The organism is Paenibacillus sp. NAIST15-1 (assembly GCF_001894745.1).
In the GTDB taxonomy this organism is placed as follows: Bacteria; Bacillota; Bacilli; order Paenibacillales; family Paenibacillaceae; genus Paenibacillus_B; species Paenibacillus_B suaedae.
This window is the reverse complement of the sequence record NZ_BBYF01000013.1, coordinates 122236-142530: the sequence shown is the minus strand read 5'-3', so window position 1 is coordinate 142530 and position 20295 is coordinate 122236. Positions and strand designations below refer to the sequence as shown.

At 49.6% G+C, this 20295-nt stretch carries 8 protein-coding genes; all 8 read right to left on the bottom strand.

The annotated features are described in order from the left end of the window. Positions 1-162: 162 nt before the first annotated feature. The 8 genes from PBN151_RS22715 to PBN151_RS22680 all read right to left on the bottom strand — a co-directional run bounded on the left by PBN151_RS22715 (position 163) and on the right by PBN151_RS22680 (position 20273). Positions 163-1239 (bottom strand): monodechloroaminopyrrolnitrin synthase PrnB family protein, encoded by a 1077-nt coding sequence (locus PBN151_RS22715; RefSeq protein WP_072730806.1) that lies wholly within the window; start codon positions 1237-1239, stop codon positions 163-165. A 276-nt stretch (positions 1240-1515) separates the two neighbouring features. Then, a complete protein-coding gene (locus PBN151_RS22710; protein WP_072730805.1) occupies positions 1516-3186 on the bottom strand; it encodes a glycerol-3-phosphate dehydrogenase/oxidase in 1671 nt (556 codons plus the stop codon). 177 nt (positions 3187-3363) lie between these two features. Beyond that, positions 3364-4854 carry a glycerol kinase GlpK gene (gene glpK / locus PBN151_RS22705; RefSeq protein ID WP_072730804.1) on the bottom strand — a complete coding sequence of 497 codons (1491 nt, stop codon included), beginning with the start codon at positions 4852-4854 and terminating at the stop codon, positions 3364-3366. A 139-nt stretch (positions 4855-4993) separates the two neighbouring features. Then, the gene (locus tag PBN151_RS22700; RefSeq protein WP_072730803.1) at positions 4994-5794 is read right to left on the bottom strand and encodes an MIP/aquaporin family protein; all 801 of its coding nucleotides are present in this window, start codon (positions 5792-5794) and stop codon (positions 4994-4996) included. A gap of 173 nt (positions 5795-5967) precedes the next feature. After that, on the bottom strand, positions 5968-6528 hold the full coding sequence (locus tag PBN151_RS22695) for a glycerol-3-phosphate responsive antiterminator (protein ID WP_072730802.1): 561 nt from the start codon (positions 6526-6528) through the stop codon (positions 5968-5970). Between the two features lie 223 nt (positions 6529-6751). Then, complete coding sequence (locus PBN151_RS22690; protein WP_072730801.1) at positions 6752-8593, bottom strand: ABC transporter ATP-binding protein; 1842 nt, start codon at positions 8591-8593, stop codon at positions 6752-6754. Continuing rightward, on the bottom strand, positions 8590-10401 hold the full coding sequence (locus tag PBN151_RS22685; RefSeq protein ID WP_072730800.1) for an ABC transporter ATP-binding protein: 1812 nt from the start codon (positions 10399-10401) through the stop codon (positions 8590-8592). The genes PBN151_RS22690 and PBN151_RS22685 overlap by 4 nt, the downstream gene beginning before the upstream one ends. Before the next feature lie 368 nt (positions 10402-10769). Beyond that, on the bottom strand, positions 10770-20273 hold the full coding sequence (locus PBN151_RS22680; RefSeq protein ID WP_072730799.1) for a non-ribosomal peptide synthetase: 9504 nt from the start codon (positions 20271-20273) through the stop codon (positions 10770-10772). Positions 20274-20295 lie beyond the last annotated feature (22 nt).

The following is a 20295-nucleotide window of genomic DNA, read 5'->3' as shown; positions in this document are numbered from 1 at the left end:
CCTTCTCCCTAATTTAAATGAAATGCAGTCAAGGGCGTTTTTTCGGAAAGATTTAATATCTATCAAATTGGGGTTCTAGGGGTGTAAAAAATCTGGAAGGTGCTCATGGTGAGAAACATATAATTATTACAATAGATGTAAGAAGAGATTTTTATGTTTCTGTCATAATTTAGGTATTATCATGTCTGATTGAGGTATTAATTTATCCGTAACGGTACACTTGGCCTGAGCGACGACGTTAATTCTCTCCTGCAAAAAGGTATCGAACGCAAATCCTCCCGTACCTTTGGCAACGGAAGCATCTTGATTGCGAATATATCTGCTGACTAATCCCTGATGGACATTACGGAATTTGATAATTTCATCATAAATATCGACAAGTAGGGTCAATTCTGCAGAACAATCTATGCCCGATTTCAAATCGGCGGTATAGATTTGCTTTAAAGATGGGGAAGCCAATACATTTTTGATGCAAAATTGCTCGCTCGGCTCCAAATACGGCAAAAGCTCATGAGTCGTTTCAATATAAGCATCGTCCGCAGTACCCGTAATCAAATCGGTTAGGATCACGCCCGCAATATGCACGCCACTAGGCGCATTGTAGCTAATTCCATTAAGCTTGATGGGAAAAAAATAATCTCTGAAGAAGGTAATGAAAAATACGGGATCTACTCCCTTATGTACCTCCGCGTTTTCTTTGCGCACCTGCCGCATAGCCGCTCTAACAGCATTCAGAATCTCTATCCGTTCCGGCATGTATGGATTTCGCTGAAGCTTCACTAATTCCTCAACCGCTGGCTTAAGCGCAATATCCGATTGTTGGTGCCTCGTAATAAATGCGACTTCACTCGCATCTCCCGTAAACGATCGCAAACATTCGGCGGGGTTATATGCAATATACGAAGCATAGGTATCTCTGGGAATTAAGCCAGTCAGTGAAGAAAATAACTCCAACATCGAGTACACCCTGTGCAGTTCAGAAATATTGATTCCTAGTTTTAAGCACGAAACGAAGTATATACCCAAGTCGCCCATTGCCAGCACCTTATCCTTGTAAGGGCGATGGTATGCAAAATCGACTAGCTGCTGATTATCGGCTGACAGAAGTGGAAGGCCGATCCTCATAAGGTCGGCGGGAGAACCCGTTTTATTCAGGTGGGGAAGGTCATGTACTACAAATCGACTAAAGTGACCCAATGGATAATGCAGGTCCTGACCAATGCAATTCACGCTAGTCATATCACTCTCTCCTTCGATATGAAGTTGGTTACGAGAAAGATAGTAATCTATGATTCTTGTGGGTTTAAACTATCACATAAAGGTTTTGATGTCAATTTTATCCTTTTCACTTATAAATACCTGTAACTTATGTTCTAGCTCAATTTATGGCTCCTTATGGGAGTGTTTAGTTGATTTGCTAGAAATAGAGGAGACTACAAAGCTGATCGACTAAAATCAAGCCTCCAATCATGATTGATCAGAGGCCTTTACAATAAAGTTCTTTAATCCAAAACATTAATTCGCTTCCACCTGTGGGACGACGGCATGATGAAGTGCGGTGTCGAGCTCCGATGTATATTGATTGCGCTGTTCTTCCGTCCAGCCGAACGCAGAAGCCATGTAGGCAATGACCGGCTGCTTCCAATCCCGTACCCACTGGATGTTAAAGAAGAGTGCACCCGTTCGGCGAATGAAGAAGTCCACCGGCTTCAATGTCATTTCTTCTTCCATGGCATATAACAGCGGGACAAGCACTTCTAGCGGAAGACCGCTTTGTTCCGTCTTGCTCCGATAACGGTCGGCCAGTTCGAAGATTACATCCACGTTAGAGCCGTACATACGTGCCCAGCGCTTGGCCAGTGCCCCATCAAGCCCATTTCGTATGCCTTCATTCATTTTGCTTTCCACGAAGCTCGGGAAATCGGCCGAGCCGCCTACATTCCCGCCTGATATGGGCATCTGCTTCGTCATTGCAGCTGTAAACGCAATTCCTTCTTCTTGCCTAAGCAGCTTCATGACCAAATCAACGATCATTTCAGCCATTTTACGATATCCGGTCAGTTTGCCGCCTGCAATCGTAATCAATCCAGATGGAGATTGCCAAATCTCATCTCTGCGGGAAATCTCAGATGCATTTTTCCCTTCTTCATAGATGAGCGGCCTTACCCCTGCCCAACTCGATTCAACGTCGTCTGCGGTAAGCTGAAGCGAAGGGAACATATAATGAATCGCCTTCATGATATAGTCACGATCCGCCTTCGTCATGACAGGTTGAACCGGATCTGCCTTATAGAACGTATCCGTTGTGCCTACATACGTTTTTCCGTCGCGTGGAATTGCGAACACCATTCGGCCGTCCGGCGTGTCGAAGTAAATCGCTTGCTTGAGCGGAAACTTCGACTGATCGATGACGAGATGCACCCCTTTGGATAGTTGAAGATGCTTGCCTGTCTTCGAATGATCCTTATTACGAAGGTCATCAACCCAAGGACCTGCCGCATTGATAATCTTCTTGGCACGGAATTCGAACGCTTCCCCATCCAATTGATCAACAACACGAACACCAACAATTTTTCCGTTATCATACAAAAACGAATCTACCTTCATATAGTTCAGAGCCATGGCTCCATTCCGAACGGCTTCCTTCATGACTTCAATCGTCAACCGCGCGTCGTCAGTTCGATATTCTACATAATAACCGCCACCTAAGAGCCCTTCCTGCTTCAACAGCGGCTCACGGCTCAGCGTCTCTTGCTCCGACAGCATGCGGCGTCGCTCGCTGCGCTTAACACCAGCCAGGAAGTCGTAAACACGCAAGCCGATCCCAGTGCTGAATTTGCCGAACGTTCCGCCGCGATGAAGCGGAAGCAGCATCCACTCAGGCGTTGTTACATGCGGCCCATTCTCATATACAATGGCGCGCTCCTTGCCGACTTCAGCTACCGTCTTCACATCAAATTGCTTCAAGTAGCGGAGACCGCCATGAACAAGCTTCGTTGAACGGCTAGACGTCCCTGCGGCGAAGTCCTGCATCTCGAATAGTGCAGTTCTCAATCCTCTCGTTGTCGCATCCAACGCAATCCCTGCGCCCGTGATTCCTCCTCCAATAACGATCACGTCAAGCGGCTTCTGACCCATTGCTTGTACGATAGATTTGCGCTTCATAGCGGAAAAGACAGTTGTCATATGATAACCTCCCTCGTCATAAAGACGGCATGAAAAGTAAGTACTCGCCCATGCTCACATCGAAAACAAAAAAACCGCAATAACACTAAAGTCATAGACTAAAGTGCAATTGCGGTTCTCAATTCTCCAACCGAATTTAAATATTAACTTATTTAAAATTGTAGCATATTCGTGCACTTATTTAAATACTTTTGTTGCCTCAATGGCTTTGCCCCAGCCGGAATACAAGGCATTGCGGCGTTCTTCCTGCATGGACGGTGTAAAGGTACGATCAATGCTCCATTGCGCCGCTATCTCGTCCCGGTCGCTCCAGTATCCTACAGCCAAACCGGCAAGGTATGCCGCGCCTAGCGCAGTTGTTTCAAATACTTGCGGGCATTCCACCGGTACGCCCAGCATGTCGCTCTGGAACTGCATCAGGAAATTGTTCTGAATTGCTCCTCCATCCACACGCAGCTTGGTCAGCTTGATGGACGAGTCGGCCTCCATTGCAGTCAATACGTCTTTCGTCTGATAAGCGAGCGATTCCAATGTTGCGCGGATGAAGTGTTCTTTCGAAGTGCCGCGCGTCAGGCCGAAGATCGCACCTTTCACCTCACTGTCCCAGTACGGCGTACCCAATCCGACGAAGGCTGGAACGACATACACGCCGTCTGTTGACTCCACCTTGCTTGCATATAACTCACTATCCTTGGATTCCTTGATCATGCGCAACCCATCGCGAAGCCATTGAATAGCGGAGCCAGCAACGAAAACGCTTCCTTCCAGCGCATATTCTACTTTGCCGTCAATACCCCAAGCGATTGTCGTTAGCAACCCATGAGAGGACTTCACAGCCTGTTCGCCAGTATTCATCAACATGAAGCATCCCGTACCGTACGTGTTCTTGGCCATGCCCTGCTGGAAACATGCTTGCCCGAACAGTGCCGCTTGCTGATCTCCCGCAGCGCCCGCAATCGGAATCTCCTCGCCGAAGAAATGGAAGTCCACCGTTTTGCCGTATACTTCGGAAGAAGAACGCACCTCTGGAAGCATCTGCTTCGGAATCGTTAGCAGCTCCAGCAGTTCATCGTCCCACTTCAGCTCATGTATATTGTACATAAGGGTACGTGAAGCGTTGCTATAGTCTGTTACATGCACATTGCCGCCCGTGAGCTTCCAAATAAGCCATGTATCGATTGTCCCGAACAATAGATCGCCACGCTCTGCCTTTTCCCGCGCGCCAGGAACGTTATCGAGAATCCATTTGACCTTAGTACCCGAGAAATAAGAGTCAATGAGAAGCCCCGTCTTGGAGCGGAACAGTTCACCGTAACCTGCCTCCTGTAATTCATCGCAGATGGACTTCGTCTGTCTCGATTGCCATACGATCGCATTGTATACCGGACGGCCAGATTCCTTATCCCACACGACAGTCGTCTCGCGCTGGTTCGTAATACCGATGCCTGCAATTTGTTTTGGCTTTACGCCGGATTCAATGAGGCATGTCGCGATGACAGCCAAAATCGTTCCCCAGATTTCCTGTGCGTTGTGCTCTACCCAGCCCGGTTCAGGGAAAATTTGCGTAAATTCCTTCTGGGAAACGTGGACGATTTGTCCTTCTTTGTTGAACAAAATGGCTCTGGAGCTCGTTGTGCCTTGGTCAAGAGATAAGATGTACTTTTCCATATAAAATTCCCCCATATTCAGTAGTGGTGAATCCCTATCTGTTGAATCATCATGATTCATTTCATCGTGATCCATGCAAGAGGATTAAGTGATCATGCACATCACGGAAAAATTGTTGATTATATCCTAGCGATAATACTTATCGAACAGCATTTTTTCTAGACAAGAACAACGAAAATACAAGGATAACAAGTGCGGTACCCGCTACTGCCCATATTACTGCATCAAACTGACCTAAAAATACATTTTTATAAAACAGCCCACCGAGCGAACCTCCAAGCAGCGGCCCAACGACGGGTATCCAGGCATACTTCCAATTGGAACCGCCCTTGCCTGCAATCGGCAGCAGCATATGCGCGATTCGCGGCCCCAGGTCGCGTGCTGGGTTGATGGCATATCCCGTTGTTCCTCCTAATGATAACCCTATGCTGACAATGAGAAATCCAACAATCAGTGGATTCAAACCATCCGTGAACTTGTTGGCGCCAATCGCCAAAATACCGAGAACCAAAATGAACGTTCCTATCATTTCACTAATTAAGTTGGAGAATGGATGATAGACGGCTGGACTTGTCGCAAATACACCCAGCTTCGCCCCCTGATCCTCCGTCAGTTTCCAGTGCGGCAAATAATGCAGAAATACAAGAACAGCTCCAACAATAGCGCCTAGCATCTGTGCCGCTATGTACGACGGTACATCAGCCCAAGGAAAATTCCCAATAAAAGCGAGCCCCAATGTAAGTGCTGGGTTGAGATGGGCTCCGCTTATCGAACCTACGGAATACGCCGCAACCGCGACAGCCAAACCCCATCCCATCGAAATGACAATCCAGCCCGAATTTGCGGCATACGATTTCTTTAGTGATACCCCTGCACATACGCCCCCGCCGAGTGCAATCAGTATCATAGTTCCAATAAATTCTCCCCAAAACGCCGACATATTGACCCCTCCTGTTGTTCATTCCTGTTAAGAAAATGCAAAGAGACCTACGTTCAAGCACACGTCGCATCTGCTGCAAGCAGAGATGACAACGCGTTTGAAAGTAGATCTCCAAGTCTCCGTAACAGTATTAACTTGATTCAAATTTTATTTAAAATTGTAAGCGTTGTCAATCACTTTTTTTCATATTTTGTCCATAATTTCGTATTTGAGGTTGTAACCGCCTCGGCACCAGCTTGCAGAGCGAGCTCCACATCTTCTCTCGTCGAGATGAACCCCCCTGCCAAAATTGGTAGGCTTGTTCGTTCTTTTACTTTGCGAATGACGTTCGGCATGCCCCCTGGCAATACTTCAATGACATCGGGCTGCGTCGTCTGCAGCAGCTTGCAACTCTTCTCCAGAGCGCTATTGTCGATCAAGAAGATGCGCTGCACAGCTACGACGCCTTTTTGCTTCGCTTTTTGAATGACGCTGGATTTTGTCGACAAAATCCCGTACGGTCGATACTCCTGACAAAGGTACTCCGTCGCGTGAGCGTCGCTTTGAAGTCCTTGGATCAGATCGATATGCAAAAATAATTTCTTGTTCGCTTGATGTACCATACTGCAGGCGTGCTTAAGTTGAGCGATATGGACATCGAGCAGGACCAAATATTCGTATGGTGAAGCTACGGCTTTCTCCAAGTCTTTCATTTGCCTCGATGCGGGCAATATTCGCTGTTCATAAAAATTCATTGGTCGAGCCCCTTCGGTTGAATCGATCTCAAGTTATTCCTATGCTGTGGTAATTCTGTTCATACCTTTCTAATAGTAAGTGTGATCTTGCTCATATGCAAGTATTTTTATATCTTACACGCTTACACAGCCACCGGGAAGTGAAATAAATGAAAAGAACCTCCGATTATTAGGATCGAAGGTTCCATGTCAGGTTATATTTCGACACTTCCAGAATAGGAATCTAAGCCTGTCCTTGGAGGCTCGCATAATAGGAGCCATGTTGGAGCAAGCTTCGGTGCGTGCCATGCTCCGCAACGGTTCCCTCCTTCATGACGAAAATAATATCCGCATGTTCCACGGTCGACAAGCGGTGGGCAACCATGATGGTCGTCCTCCCCTGCATCAACTGCTGCAATGCCTTTTGCACCCAGTGCTCCGATTCCGTATCAAGCGCAGACGTCGCCTCGTCAAGGAGCAGGATCGGTGCATTTTTGAGCAATGCTCGTGCAATTGCAATCCGCTGACGCTGCCCGCCGGACAAGGAGGCGCCCCGCTCCCCTACTGAAGTCTGATATTGATCTGGCAGCTCCTCAATAAAATGATGGGCGTATGCGGCTTGCGCTGCAGCCACCACTTCCTCATGGGATGCTTGCGGGTTGCCGTAACGGATATTCTCTTCGATGGTTCCGCTGAACAAAAATGCTTCCTGCGGCACATAGGCAATCAATCTGCGAATTTCCTCCAGCGTATAATGCCCGAATGATTTGCCTAGGAGGCGAACATCTCCTCTTTCAACCGGATAAAATCCGAGCAGCAGCTTAATCAGTGTGCTCTTCCCACTGCCGCTGGCGCCAACGATAGCTGCTACTTGTCCCGGATATACCTTCATCGATACTTGGGATATGGCTGTTTTTCCAGCAGCATAGGAGAATTCAACATCATCTAGTTCGAGCATCGGTGCTGCCGTGTTGGTATGGCTATCGATGTCGTCCGCTCTATCGATTGTACCAGTTTGATTTACAGTGTCGTTGTTCAGATCAGGTCTAAGGGTCATATCAAGTATGGCATCTTCACTCTTGATCTCACTGCCGAATCTCTCCGGCTCTTCTTCTTCATAAAGCAGCTCCTGGACTCGACTTGCACCAGCCAACGAGTTTTGGATAAGCGACATCGTAGAGCCGACATTCATGAACGAATGAGTCAAGTGAATTTGCAGCACGGCCAATGCCGCTACCGTCCCCATTGAAATGAACCCGTATGCATACAGCAAACTCCCAATAACAATAATTCCGCAAAACGTAATGTAACTGACGAAATGATTGACCGCTGCGAGCAGCCCCTTCTTATGGGCAATCTGACTCGATAGTTCCGTTACTTGCTCGTTCAACGCTTCATATTGTCCATAGATCGATCGAATGCGGAACAGCTTTACCAACTGAATCCCACCAAGAAAGTCGGAGAATTTCTCAGTCAGCTTAGCGGTCACATGCAGATGCTGGTCGTATAGATTCCGTACCGTATTTACGAACCGCGAGCTGATATAGAAGGATAAGAGCAGCACGAGTAAAGAAACGCAGGCAAATTGCCAATGCAGCGCGAACATCATGATGATGGAGCCAAAACTAATCATAATCTCGAGCAGCATGGCAAACAGGATGCCGCAGTAGGTCACTTCCAGTGTCGACACATCATTATTCATCCGGGACAGCAGCTCACCGTTGTGGGTTCGCTCAAGCATTGACATTCGCAGGCTGCACATCTTCCGATACAAGCGCTCACGTATGTTCGCCAGTGTCAGTTCCACACTTCGATGAAACAAATACGTGAACGGCGGAGCTATCAGGTTCAACAGCAGAATGGAGCCCCCCAAAATGTACAGTCCTCCATACATAAGGGATATATCATTTGACTCGGCATAATTAACCAGACTCTGCACTAACAAGCTGAAGGATAAAATAAACAGGGTGTTTACGGCGCCGCTCGCAATCATACCAATGTAATAATGCAGCTTATGCTTTTTGCTCATGAAATTCATCATGCCGACTATTTCTTTCCCATATGTAATCATGTCAGATAGTCTCACGTGCAGGCCACCTCCTCCCGCCCTGATGGCTCAGCAGAGAATTGTCGATGATATAAGCTGGCGTAAGCGCCGCCCTTGACCAATAATTCATCGTGCGTTCCTGCTTCGACGATCCCTCCGCCTTCCATCACCCATATTTCATCTGCGTGTTGAATGGTTGACAAGCGATGTGCGATGACGATCGTTGTTCGGTCTTGCATGAGCGTGTCGAGCGCTTGTTGAACGAGATGTTCAGACTCTGTATCCAAGGCAGATGTCGGCTCATCGAGCAGCAGTATAGGCGCATCCTTCAAGATTGCACGCGCAATCGTAATTCGCTGTCGTTGTCCACCTGACAGCAAGCCTCCACGCTCTCCGACCTCCGTCTGATAGCCATCCGGGAGTTCCATAATAAAAGAGTGCGCATGAGCAGCCTTAGCTGCTTCGACAATTTGATCAAACGCAGCATTAGGCCTGCCGTATCCGATATTGTCGGCTATCGTTCCGCTGAACAAGTAGGAATCCTGCGTGACAACAGACAGGTTCGAACGCAACTCATCTGGATTCCAATTCGATACGGAATGTCCATATACACGTATCGTTCCTCCGTTACAAGGCAATGAATAAAATCCACATATCAGCTTCATGACAGTGCTCTTCCCGCCGCCGCTGGCGCCGACTAACGCCACGGTCTTCCCCCGCTCCACCGCGAAACTCAAATTCCGAAGCAGCAGCGGTGAATCCTTCTCATAGGCAAAGCTAACCTGTTCAAAGGCGATTGGCATTTGATCCCGTATGCCACCATCATTCAAACTTTCGTCTGCAAGCTTCTCTCCTTGCTGTTCGACAGGCTGGGACGCAACATCATAAATCCGCTTCAATGCACCGCCCATCTCGAACGTATGTGTGATAAGTGTCGGGATGTTTTGCAGCGGCTCGAGACATAGATTGAGCAGGTAAAGGAATGTAATCAGCTCTCCTGTGCTGAACGAGCCTTGTGAAATTAAATAACTTCCATATAGAACGGAAAAGACGACCGGACTCATCATTAGCGTAAATAAAACCGGCGTAATGATGGCTTCTCTTTTGCTGACGGCCAGTTTTTTGAGCAGGGTGAGCTGCAGCAGCGATTGATAGGAACGGAACAACAAGCCTTGCAGCAAATAGCTTTTGACAAGCACCATGCCGTTCAATGTGTCCTGCACGATGGCATTCATCTGTCCCGTGCTCTCCTGTGCTTCTTCTGTCAATTGCTGCAGCTGCTTGCCAATCCACTGAGACACGAACAAAGATACTGGCACAAGTAATATGCTTAGCAGCACAAGCTCCCACCGGATCCAGAGTAAATAAGCAAAGCATCCGATAAACAGGAGAGGATGATAGAACCATTGCGGCAAGTCGCGTATCATGAACTGGTTTATGATTTGCATGTCGTTTGTGAATCGTGAGACCATATCACCCGAGTGCTGCTTATCCAAATAATGGACAGGAAGTTTTCCGATATGACGCATCATAGAGTTGCGTACATCCCGCATTGTACGGGCGCTCCCTTTTTCAATCCCGAATGTCATCATGTACTTCGCGGGAACGCCTACTGCAATAACGACAAGCACCATATACACGGTGTTGATAACTACCTGCCCATCCCCTCGTTCAGCCTTGGCGGTCAGTTGTTGGATCAGACTGCCCGTCCATATTTCGATCACCGCCGCAGCAATGGCACATAGCATACCGGCAATTAACCAGCCCTTGTGCGACTTCGCGAATGATACTAGCCATGCCACGGACTTCCATAGGGCAAACACACCTTTTTCTTTTTGCTGCTTCACGTTACGGTCTCCCCTTTGTGTCCCATAGTCGCGGCACCGCTCACAAACTGCCCCCTTCTACAGCATTCAAGCATTGCCTTCGCCGAAGTCGAGCAGTCTGTGCGCATGAGCAGGCTATGAGCATCAGTTGGTCTGTGTACATCAGATAGTTGTGTGTATCAGTTAGCTGTGTGCATCAACAAGCTGTATGCAACAGGAGCTTGTGTGCTTCAGAAATCTGTATACATCAGCAGCCTTTGTGCTTCAGCAATCTGTGTACATCAGCAGCCATTGTACATCAGCAGTCTGTGTGCGTTCAGCTACTTATCGCCAACTGATGCAGGCCTGCAAGCATGCCTTTCTTCATCAGGTGCCAGAAATCTGTACAACTAGTGGGTAACCATTGTTTGCTCGAGAATATGCCGAATGATTGCTTGCATGACGTTAGCGTTCGCTTCCAAGAAAGGCGGTTGAAGCACTTCTTCGTGTACACCGCGTAGGTTGTATTCCGCATACCTGCCGCGAGTAGCCTCCTGCCATGTTGCGAGCTGCTCCCCGTCTGCCTGGTTCACCTCGGATGGCTCCGCCATCAGTGCATGAATATTGGCATCAATGATGTCGGAGTTAACGAGTTCAGTCGCGTACGACCAGTACGCCCTCATCTTGTTTTTAACCTGATCGCGGAGAAGAGGATGGTGAACCAGCATTTCTTTCAGTTCCTCCACACCATCAATCATTTGATCGATGTCGCCGTCGAATTCGTCTACTTCATGCACCTTCAGCTTCCGCAAGGAATCAACCATGATGACATCCGATACCGGATACCCTCGGCACTCCAACGCTTTCGCAACCTCGAACGTCAGATTACCACCTAGAGAATAGCCTAACAATATAAATGGCGGCTGCGGTTGAACAGCAAGGATCGCATTCACGTATCGTTCAAGCAGTTCCTCCCGAGTTTCAGCATCATCGATAAAGTCAATGCCATGCAGGATGCAGTGATGATCCAGCTGCTTGGCCAGTTCCAAGTAGCTGAGACCGTAACCAAGTCCCGGAGGGAAGCAGAAGACAGGGATATGACCGTTTTCGTTCAATTTCATAAAATGATTTCCTGCCTTGCCTGCAAGTTCGGATTTCAACATCTCGTACGCCATCGCTTCAATTGTCGGCTCCCGGAATACGCTGTGAATTGGGATTTCAACCTCAGTCTCGGTATAGACGCGCTCCACTAGCCTCATTAAGCTTAAGGAATGACCGCCAAGCTCGAAGAAATTATCCTTAACGCCTACCTGACCTAGCCCGAGCACCTCCCTCCATATGTGAGCAAGCAGTACTTCTTGCGGCGTGCGCGGGGCCACGTATTCCGAGGCTGCCTGCACGTGCAATCCAGGGGCCGGAAGTGCCTTCCGGTTCACCTTGCCGTTCGGTGACAGTGGAAGCTTATCGAGCTGTACGAAGTAGGATGGAAGCATATATCCCGGGAGCTGCTGAGCCAATGCTATCCGCATCTCACCAGCCGTAATCGGACGAGCTGCTACATAGTAAGCGCATAGGCGCTTCTGCCCGTCACTTTCCTCCCTGACGATGACCACAGCTTCTTGGATCGCCTCAAGGTCTAACAGATGGGCTTCGACCTCACCAAGCTCGATTCGATAACCACGGATTTTCACCTGATCGTCTTTCCGTCCCACATACTCTATCGTTCCATCTGACAGCCATCTTGCCAAGTCACCCGTTCGGTACATGCGATCACCCGGAACGAACGGATTATTCACGAACTTGGCTCCTGACAAATCTGGACGGTTCAAATATCCTATGGCTACTCCATCGCCCGCTACGCATAACTCACCAGCTACACCAATCGGCTGCAGAACGTCTCCCTCGCCAACAATATATACGGCCGTATTGCCAATTGGGCGTCCGATCGGTATGGTAACGGCGCTGTCAGCTACTTCATCAACGTTGTGGCTAGTCGCAAATACGGTGCTCTCCGTTGGCCCATATACATGCTTAAGCTTGCCTGGACCCAGATGTCGGAGCGCCTTGCGCACATGGCTCACAGATGCGCGTTCCCCACCGAACAATATCGCGCGCATATGGCGCAGGCTGTCCACTCTCAGATCGACGAGCAGATTGAAATAGGCGGTAGTGATGAACATAACCGAAATCTTCTCGCTCTCGATGGTGTCGGCCAATCGTCCAGCGTCGAGTACTACCTCGCGCGTTATCAGGACAAGCTTCGCTCCATTCAGCAAGGCGCCAAATATGTCGAAAGTCGAGCCGTCAAAAGCGTAGCTGGATAATTGCAGCACCGTGTCATGCTGATCGATCTCGATATATTTCGCATCCCGCACTACTCTGACGATGTTGCGGTGAGTTGTTAAATTCCCCTTCGGCATTCCCGTTGTACCTGACGTATAAATGACGTAAGCGAGATCAGAAGCCCCATTATGCTGCTCAAGATTCGTGCCATCTGTGTGGTAGGAGCCCTCATCATCTACAAGTACAACCATGCAATCCGCAGGAATATGGTTCGCCTGCAAATGACGTTGAACGACTAGAAGCGAAGCTCCCGAATCGTCGATCATGTATCGAATGCGTTCCTCTGGATAGTCCGGATCAATTGGCACATATGCCCCGCCTGCCTTCAGGGTTGCCATAATCGCTACAATCATGTCTAGCGAACGATCCGTCATTAGACCTACGCAGCGGCCGGCTTTTACACCCTTACCTCGCAGTGTTCTCGCCAAGCGATTCGACCGTTCATTCAACTCGCGGTATGTGAGCCATTCTTCTCCGAATTGGAGGGCAACCGCATCCGGCGATTTCTCTGCCTGCTCCTCGAACAAATGTTGAATCGTCTTCTCCCGCGGATAATTCGTTATCGTATCATTAAATACCAGCTTGACCTGCTCTCTTTCCTGCAGGCTCATCATATTCAGCGACATTAGCTTCGCATTCGGTTCTGCGATGATGGCATCAATTAATTGCACGAAATGCTCTCCCATGCGCCCCGCAGTCTCACTGGCATATAAAGCAGTCGCATACCCTAGACCACAAAGTATCCCTTCTTCATTCTGTTCGGCATGGAAGGTCAAATCGAACTTCGCGACAGAATGGCTGTGCGGGTATGGACTTATCCGAAGTCCATCGATATGGAAGGAGCCTTCCTGTGCATGCTCTACACTGAATATTGTATCGAACACTGGATTGCGGCTCATATCCCGAGACTTGTGAACCTTCTCCACCAACGTTTCGAACGGATAATCCTGATTCTCGAATGCGACGAGGGCTGTATCCTTCACCTCGGTTAACAGTTCCGCGAAGGATTTCTCACCAGTTGGATAATTGCGAATGGCGAGCGTATTGACGAACATCCCAACGAGCGGCTCCAATTCCGTATGATTGCGGCCCGCGATCGGTGTTCCGACAATGATATCGTCCTGTCCCGTATATTTGTGCAGGAGCACGGTATATGCTGCAAGCAGAACCATATATAAGGTTGCGCCGTAGTTTGCCGCTAATCGTTGCAGCTGCTCGGCCTGACTGTTCGTTAAGGTGAACAAGGCCACATCACCTTCGAACTGCTGTACAGCCGGTCGCACATAATCGGTCGGCAATTCGAGCGTCGGCAGTTCTCCGTCCAATTGCTTCAGCCAATAGGATTCCTGATGCGCAAGCTTCTCTGCATATTCACTGGATTGCTGCCATACAGCATAGTCCTTATATTGGATACGCAGCGCCGGCAGTTGATCGCCTGCATATATCCGGGAGAATTCATTCACGACATGCCCCATCGTTACGCCATCGGAAATGATATGGTGCATGTCGAACATCAGAATATGGCGTTCATGTCCAGTTTCAATCAATCCGACTCTGAGCAGCGGTGCTTGATTAAGCTGGAATGGACGTACGAAATGAGTGATCAGCGCCTCTGCATCTTGTTCTGATGCAAGGTGATATTCGATAGCGAACTCCACCTGCGGGTGAATGCGCTGCACAGGCTCACCGCGTACCGTCTCGAAGCTTGTCCGCAGCGATTCATGTCGGTTGATCAGCTCCTGGAAAGCCTGTTCGAATCGCGCACGATCCAGCTCTCCTTCGAGAATCAGCACCCCCGGCATGTTATAGCTTACCTCGGCTCCTGTCAGCTGGCTTACAATGAACAGCCGTTTCTGCGCTGAAGATAACGGATAATAGGCTTTTTCCTCAGCGATAGGTATTTCCGTGTAAAGTTCTTGATGCATCTCGGTTATCGCCTTCGCCATCTCCTCGATGGTCGGATGACGGAACACACCTCTTAACGGGAAGTTGACGTTCATTTCCTTGTACAGCCTGCTCACCAGCGTCGTTGCCCGCAGCGAGTGGCCGCCCAGCTCGAAGAAGTTGTCCTTCACGCCTACGCTTGCTAATCCCAATACATCCTGCCAAATGCGTGCAAGTCTTGCTTCCGTATCTGTACGCGGCGCGACATACTCCGTTCCAGTCTCAATGCCGCCTTCTGGCTTCGGCAGCGCTCTCCGATCGATCTTCCCATTCGGCGTCAGCGGCAGCCGCTCCAACTGTATGAAGTAGGACGGAATCATGTAGCCTGGCAGCTCCTGCGACAATGCTGCCCTCAGCTCGCCCGCCGTGAGCGAGCGTTCTGCTGTGAAATACGCGCACAGCTGCTTCTGGCCCGCATGATCTTCCAGTGCCACCACGGTCGCCTCCTGTACCGCCGGTACATGCAAGAGCTGCGATTCCACCTCGCCCAGCTCAATGCGGAAGCCCCGGATTTTCACCTGATGGTCGCTTCGGCCCACATACTCGATGCTGCCGTCTGGAAGCCAGCGCGCTACGTCACCTGTCTTATACAGCCGCTCACCAGGTGCGAACGGGTTATCAAGGAACTTCTCCTCCGTCAAGTCCGTTCTCCCCCAGTACCCGCGTCCGACACATGCCCCGGATACGTAGAGCTCGCCCTTCATGCCTATCGGCTGCAGCTCAAAGCTGTCGTTCACGATGTAAATGCTCGTGTTCGCGATCGGCTTGCCGATTGGCGGCAGACCAACCTCGATAACTTCCGGCGTCATCGTGTAGGTCGTCACGACATGAGTCTCCGATGGCCCGTAATGGTTGTGCAGGCAGATATCGAGTCGCTTCAAGCACGCCTGCACTTGTGGTGTCACGACCAACTGCTCGCCCGCCGTAATGATATGGCGAACGCAGCGCGGGAATGCTTCGGCCCACTCCGGCTCGGCGAAGATGAATTTCAGGAACGCCACTGGAATGAACATCACATCGATTTCATGCTTTTCGATTTCCTGGAACAAGCGTACCGGATCCTTGCGCATCTCATTGTCGACCATATACAAGCTTCCGCCGAACAAGAGCGCAGAGAACATTTCCTGATAGCATACATCGAAGCTGCCGGACGCATATTGCAAGATCCGCGAAGGCATTGGAATGTTCGTGCCTTTCTGCTGATAATGCAGCAAGTTGACCATGTTGCCGTGCTCCAGCATGACCCCTTTCGGATTTCCCGTCGTTCCGGATGTGTAGATGATATAGAGCAGGTTGGACGGTTTGCTGCCATTCGGTACGTCAGCTCCGTCGCCTTGGTACAGGGACTCATCGCGTACATCAATTAGGCGGACGTCATCAGGAATGATCCCCGGCAGCTCCGATTGCGCCAACACCAGCTTAGCCCCGCTGTCTGCCAGCATATAGCGAATACGCGTCTCAGGATACTCGGGATCGATCGGTACGAATGTGCCCGATGCTTTGAGTACTGCCATCACTGCGACGACTGTATCCAGCGTTCGCTCGACAATAATGCCGACAGGCTGCTCTGCGGTCACCCCATACTCACGCAGCTTCCACGCAAGCTGATTCGCCTTCCGGTTAAGATCTCGGTAACTCAATTGCTCGCTGCCTGAGACAACAGCGACAGCCTCCGGCGTCCGCTCCACCTGCTCCGCAAACAGTTCATGAACTGTCTTGTCACTTGAGTACTCCATAACCGTACCATTGAATTCATGTTGCAGTTGAGCCTTCTCCTCGCTGGTTACCATTTGCAGTGATGAGATTGCTGCTTGCGGATTATGAGTCATGCTTCCAACGACCTGCAGGAAATGGCCGCAAAGCCTTTCAATGGTCGATCGATTGTACAATGCTGTAGCATACTCCATGGTGCAGTAGAGTCCATCGCCATCTTCTGTTACGGTCAGATTCAAGTCGAACTTAGCCATGCCATATTCAGCACCGTATGGCTTCACCTGAAGACCATCCAGATCGAATTCCCGATGCTCTGTATTCTCAAGGGCGAACATCGTGTCGAACACCGGATGACGACTCATATCTCGCGAAATTTGCACGTTCTCCACGAGTTCCTCGAACGGATAGTCCTGATGCTCGAACGCTCCCAGCGTCGTTTCTTTGATTTCCTCCAAGTAGGTAAGCACAGTCTTGGACCCTGAAGGATAATTGCGAATCGCCAGCGTGTTGACGAACATACCGATAAGCGGCTGCACATCGTCATGCGTTCGACCCGCAATCGGTGTTCCTACAACAATGTCTTCCTGGCCTGAATACTTGTGAAGGATGATCGTGTATGCCGCTAGCAGCACCATGTACAAGGTCGTTCTCGTATCGGCGGCTAATTTCCTTAAGTCTTGGCTCTGCTCGCGATCAAGCGAGAACTCGAACAGCGCACCATTATGACTCTGTACAGCAGGACGTACATAATCAGTAGGCAGCTCAAGCACAGGAAGTACGCCTTCCATTTGCTGCAACCAATAAGTTTCTTGGCGCTTCAACTGCTCGATCTGCTCCTCGGAACGTTGCCACGCAGCAAAGTCCTTGTACTGAATGCGAAGCGGCTCAAGCTCATTCCCACTGTATAAGCTTGTGAATTCCTCGATCATAATGCCAATTGACGTGCCGTCCGAAATGATATGGTGCATGTCGAACAGGAGAATGTGACGCTGAGGAGCAAGCTCAATCAGCCCCGCCCTGAACAGTGGCGCTGTGGACAGATCGAAAGCGCGAATGAATTGCCGGATTTTCTCCTCGACTTCCGACCTTTCCAGGACTGACATCTCTTCCACTACAAAATCAACAGTCGGATAAATGCGCTGCACAGGTTCTCCATTCACCATTTCAAAGCCGGTGCGAAGCGTTTCGTGACGTGTGATCAGCTGACGGAATGCATACTCCAATCGGTTCCGGTCAACATCGCCCTCAAGCAGTAATGCCCCTGGCATGTTATAGCTCTGCTCAGCTCCTTCCAGCTGATGCAAAATGAACAATCTCTTCTGCACCGAAGATACCGGATATACATCCTTCTCCTCAACTGTCGGGATGGATGCGAATTTGCGTCCTTGAGCATCTTCCATGAGCGCGGCCATCGCTTCCAAAGTAGGATTGCGGAACACATCGCGCAGAGACAGGCTGATATTCTCTTCTTTGTGCAGCTTGCTGACCAGTGTCGTCGCTCGTAATGAATGGCCGCCCAGCTCGAAGAAATGATCCTTTGCACCGACTCGGCTTAGACCGAGCACTTCCTGCCAGACTCTCGCAAGCCGAATTTCCTGTTCACTTCTAGGCGCCACATATTCCGTCTCTGCTTGTACGTGCTCTTCCGGTTCTGGCAGGGCTTTGCGATCTACCTTGCCGTTAGTCGTCAACGGCATCTGTTCAAGCTGAATGAAGTATGCCGGAATCATATAACTAGGCAGTTCTTTGGCAAGCATTGTTCTAATCTCGCCTGCAGGAAGCAGACGATCTGCTACATAATATGCGCACAGCTGCTTCTCTCCGTCCTCGCGGCCTCGGACGACAATCGTCGCCTTCTGAATCGGCGCCACTTTGAGCAGCTGCGCCTCTACTTCCCCAATCTCGATGCGATGACCTCTGATTTTCACCTGATCATCCATTCGGCCAACATATTCAATCGTTCCGTCCGGCAGCCATCTCGCCAAGTCCCCAGTACGATACATGCGCTCTCCCGGTACGAACGGATTATCAACGAATTTCTGTGCAGTCAGTTCTGGACGGTTCAAATATCCGCGAACTAACCCTTCTCCCGCTACACACAGCTCACCGGGTACCCCTATTGGCTGTAAATCATTTCGTTCATTGACGATATAAATGGCTGTATTACTGATTGGACGACCGATCGGTACACTTACGGCTCGCTCCGGAATCTCTGTCACATCATGCCATGTCGCATATACCGTGCTTTCAGAAGGGCCGTAGGCATGCTTCAGTCTTCCCGGACCTGTCTGTTCAAGTGCTTTACGGACATGCGCGACAGAGGAGCGCTCGCCTCCGAACAATATCGCGCGGATATGACGCAGGCAGGATACGTTTACGTCAACAAGAACATTGAAATAAGCGGTAGTAATCAGCATGACCGATATTTGATCCGTTTCGATCAGCTCCGCCAGCTTGCGTGCATCAAGCAATGTATGATGAGGAACAAGAACCAGTTGGGCCCCATTCGTTAATGCCCCGAAAATATCGAACGCGGAGCCATCGAAAGAATAACTCGATAATTGCAGTACCTTATCCTGCTCCGTAATTTCGATATAGTTGGTATTCTTCACGATGCGTACGATATTGCGGTGTGTCGTCAGGTTACCTTTGGGATTGCCCGTTGTCCCCGAAGTGTAGATGACGCAAGCCAAATCTACAGCTGTACTCTTCGATTCCAACTTCGAAGCATCCTCATGATAAGACTGCTCATCGTCAAGTATAAGGAGTCTAGCTGCTGATTCCGTATTTGGCACACGCTTCTGCAAATGCTGCTGAACCAGAATGACACGAGCACCCGAATCTTCCAGCATGTAGCGAACGCGCTCCTCCGGATACTCCGGATCAATCGCGACGTAGCCGCCTCCCGCCTTCAAAACGGCAAGCATCCCAACAATCATGTCGATCGATCTTTCAGCCATGAGCCCAACTAGTGCTTCTGGCTGCACACCTTCAGATCTAAGTGTTCTGGCAAGGCGATTCGCCCGGGTATTCAGCTCATGATACGTCAGCTTGGTATCTTCATAAGAAACCGCGATTGCCTCTGGCTGTCGCTCCGCATGTTCCTCAATGAACTGATGTAGTGTTGCTTGACGAGGGAAATCCGTCCACACATCATTAAATTCATGAAGCAGGCGATGCTTCTCATCTTCGGACAATAACACGGCATTGCCGATAGGCTGGTCTGGCTGGAATAACACAAAATGAAGCAGTCGGAAAAAATGTTCGAATAGAGTGGCAATATAGGAGGCATCATAGCGGCTTTCATCATAAAGCACCTCCAAATGAAGGCCATTGTCCTTCGCATCGAATCGGAATATGACGTCGGAGCTGACGCTAAGGTCGATAGAAGCGGTATGTATGGCTGAATAAGACACTACCGTATTCATCACCGGAAATCCGTTCGTGTCCATCTCCAGGTTTAGGTTGTGTACCATTTTCCGAAACGGAAGATGACGATGCTCCAATGCTCCTCCGACGGCTGTCTTGATTGACCCCAATACGGAACGGAAGCTGCTTTCGCGTGTCAAATTCGTCTTCATAATGAGTACGTCACGAGGTGATGAGTCATCATCCGGTTCATCTATTGTCGGCATGCCTACAAGCACATTTTCTCGGTTCGTATAATGGTGGAGCAAGCAAGTGGCCCCTGCCAATCCAATCATGTACAGGGCAACATCCGAACCATTCGCAAGAGTGTTCATTCTGTCTGACAGATCTGTTGGGAGTGCACGGATCATAGACACTTTGGCGGCATTCGTATCCGCATTCGCTTCTCTTCCGTGTGTACTGCAATATGGCAATATGCTCATGCTGTCATCCGAATCAAACATTCCATTCCAATAGGCTTCTTCTTTCTCATATACCGACTTCATTCGTGAACCTCCCTGTCTTAAC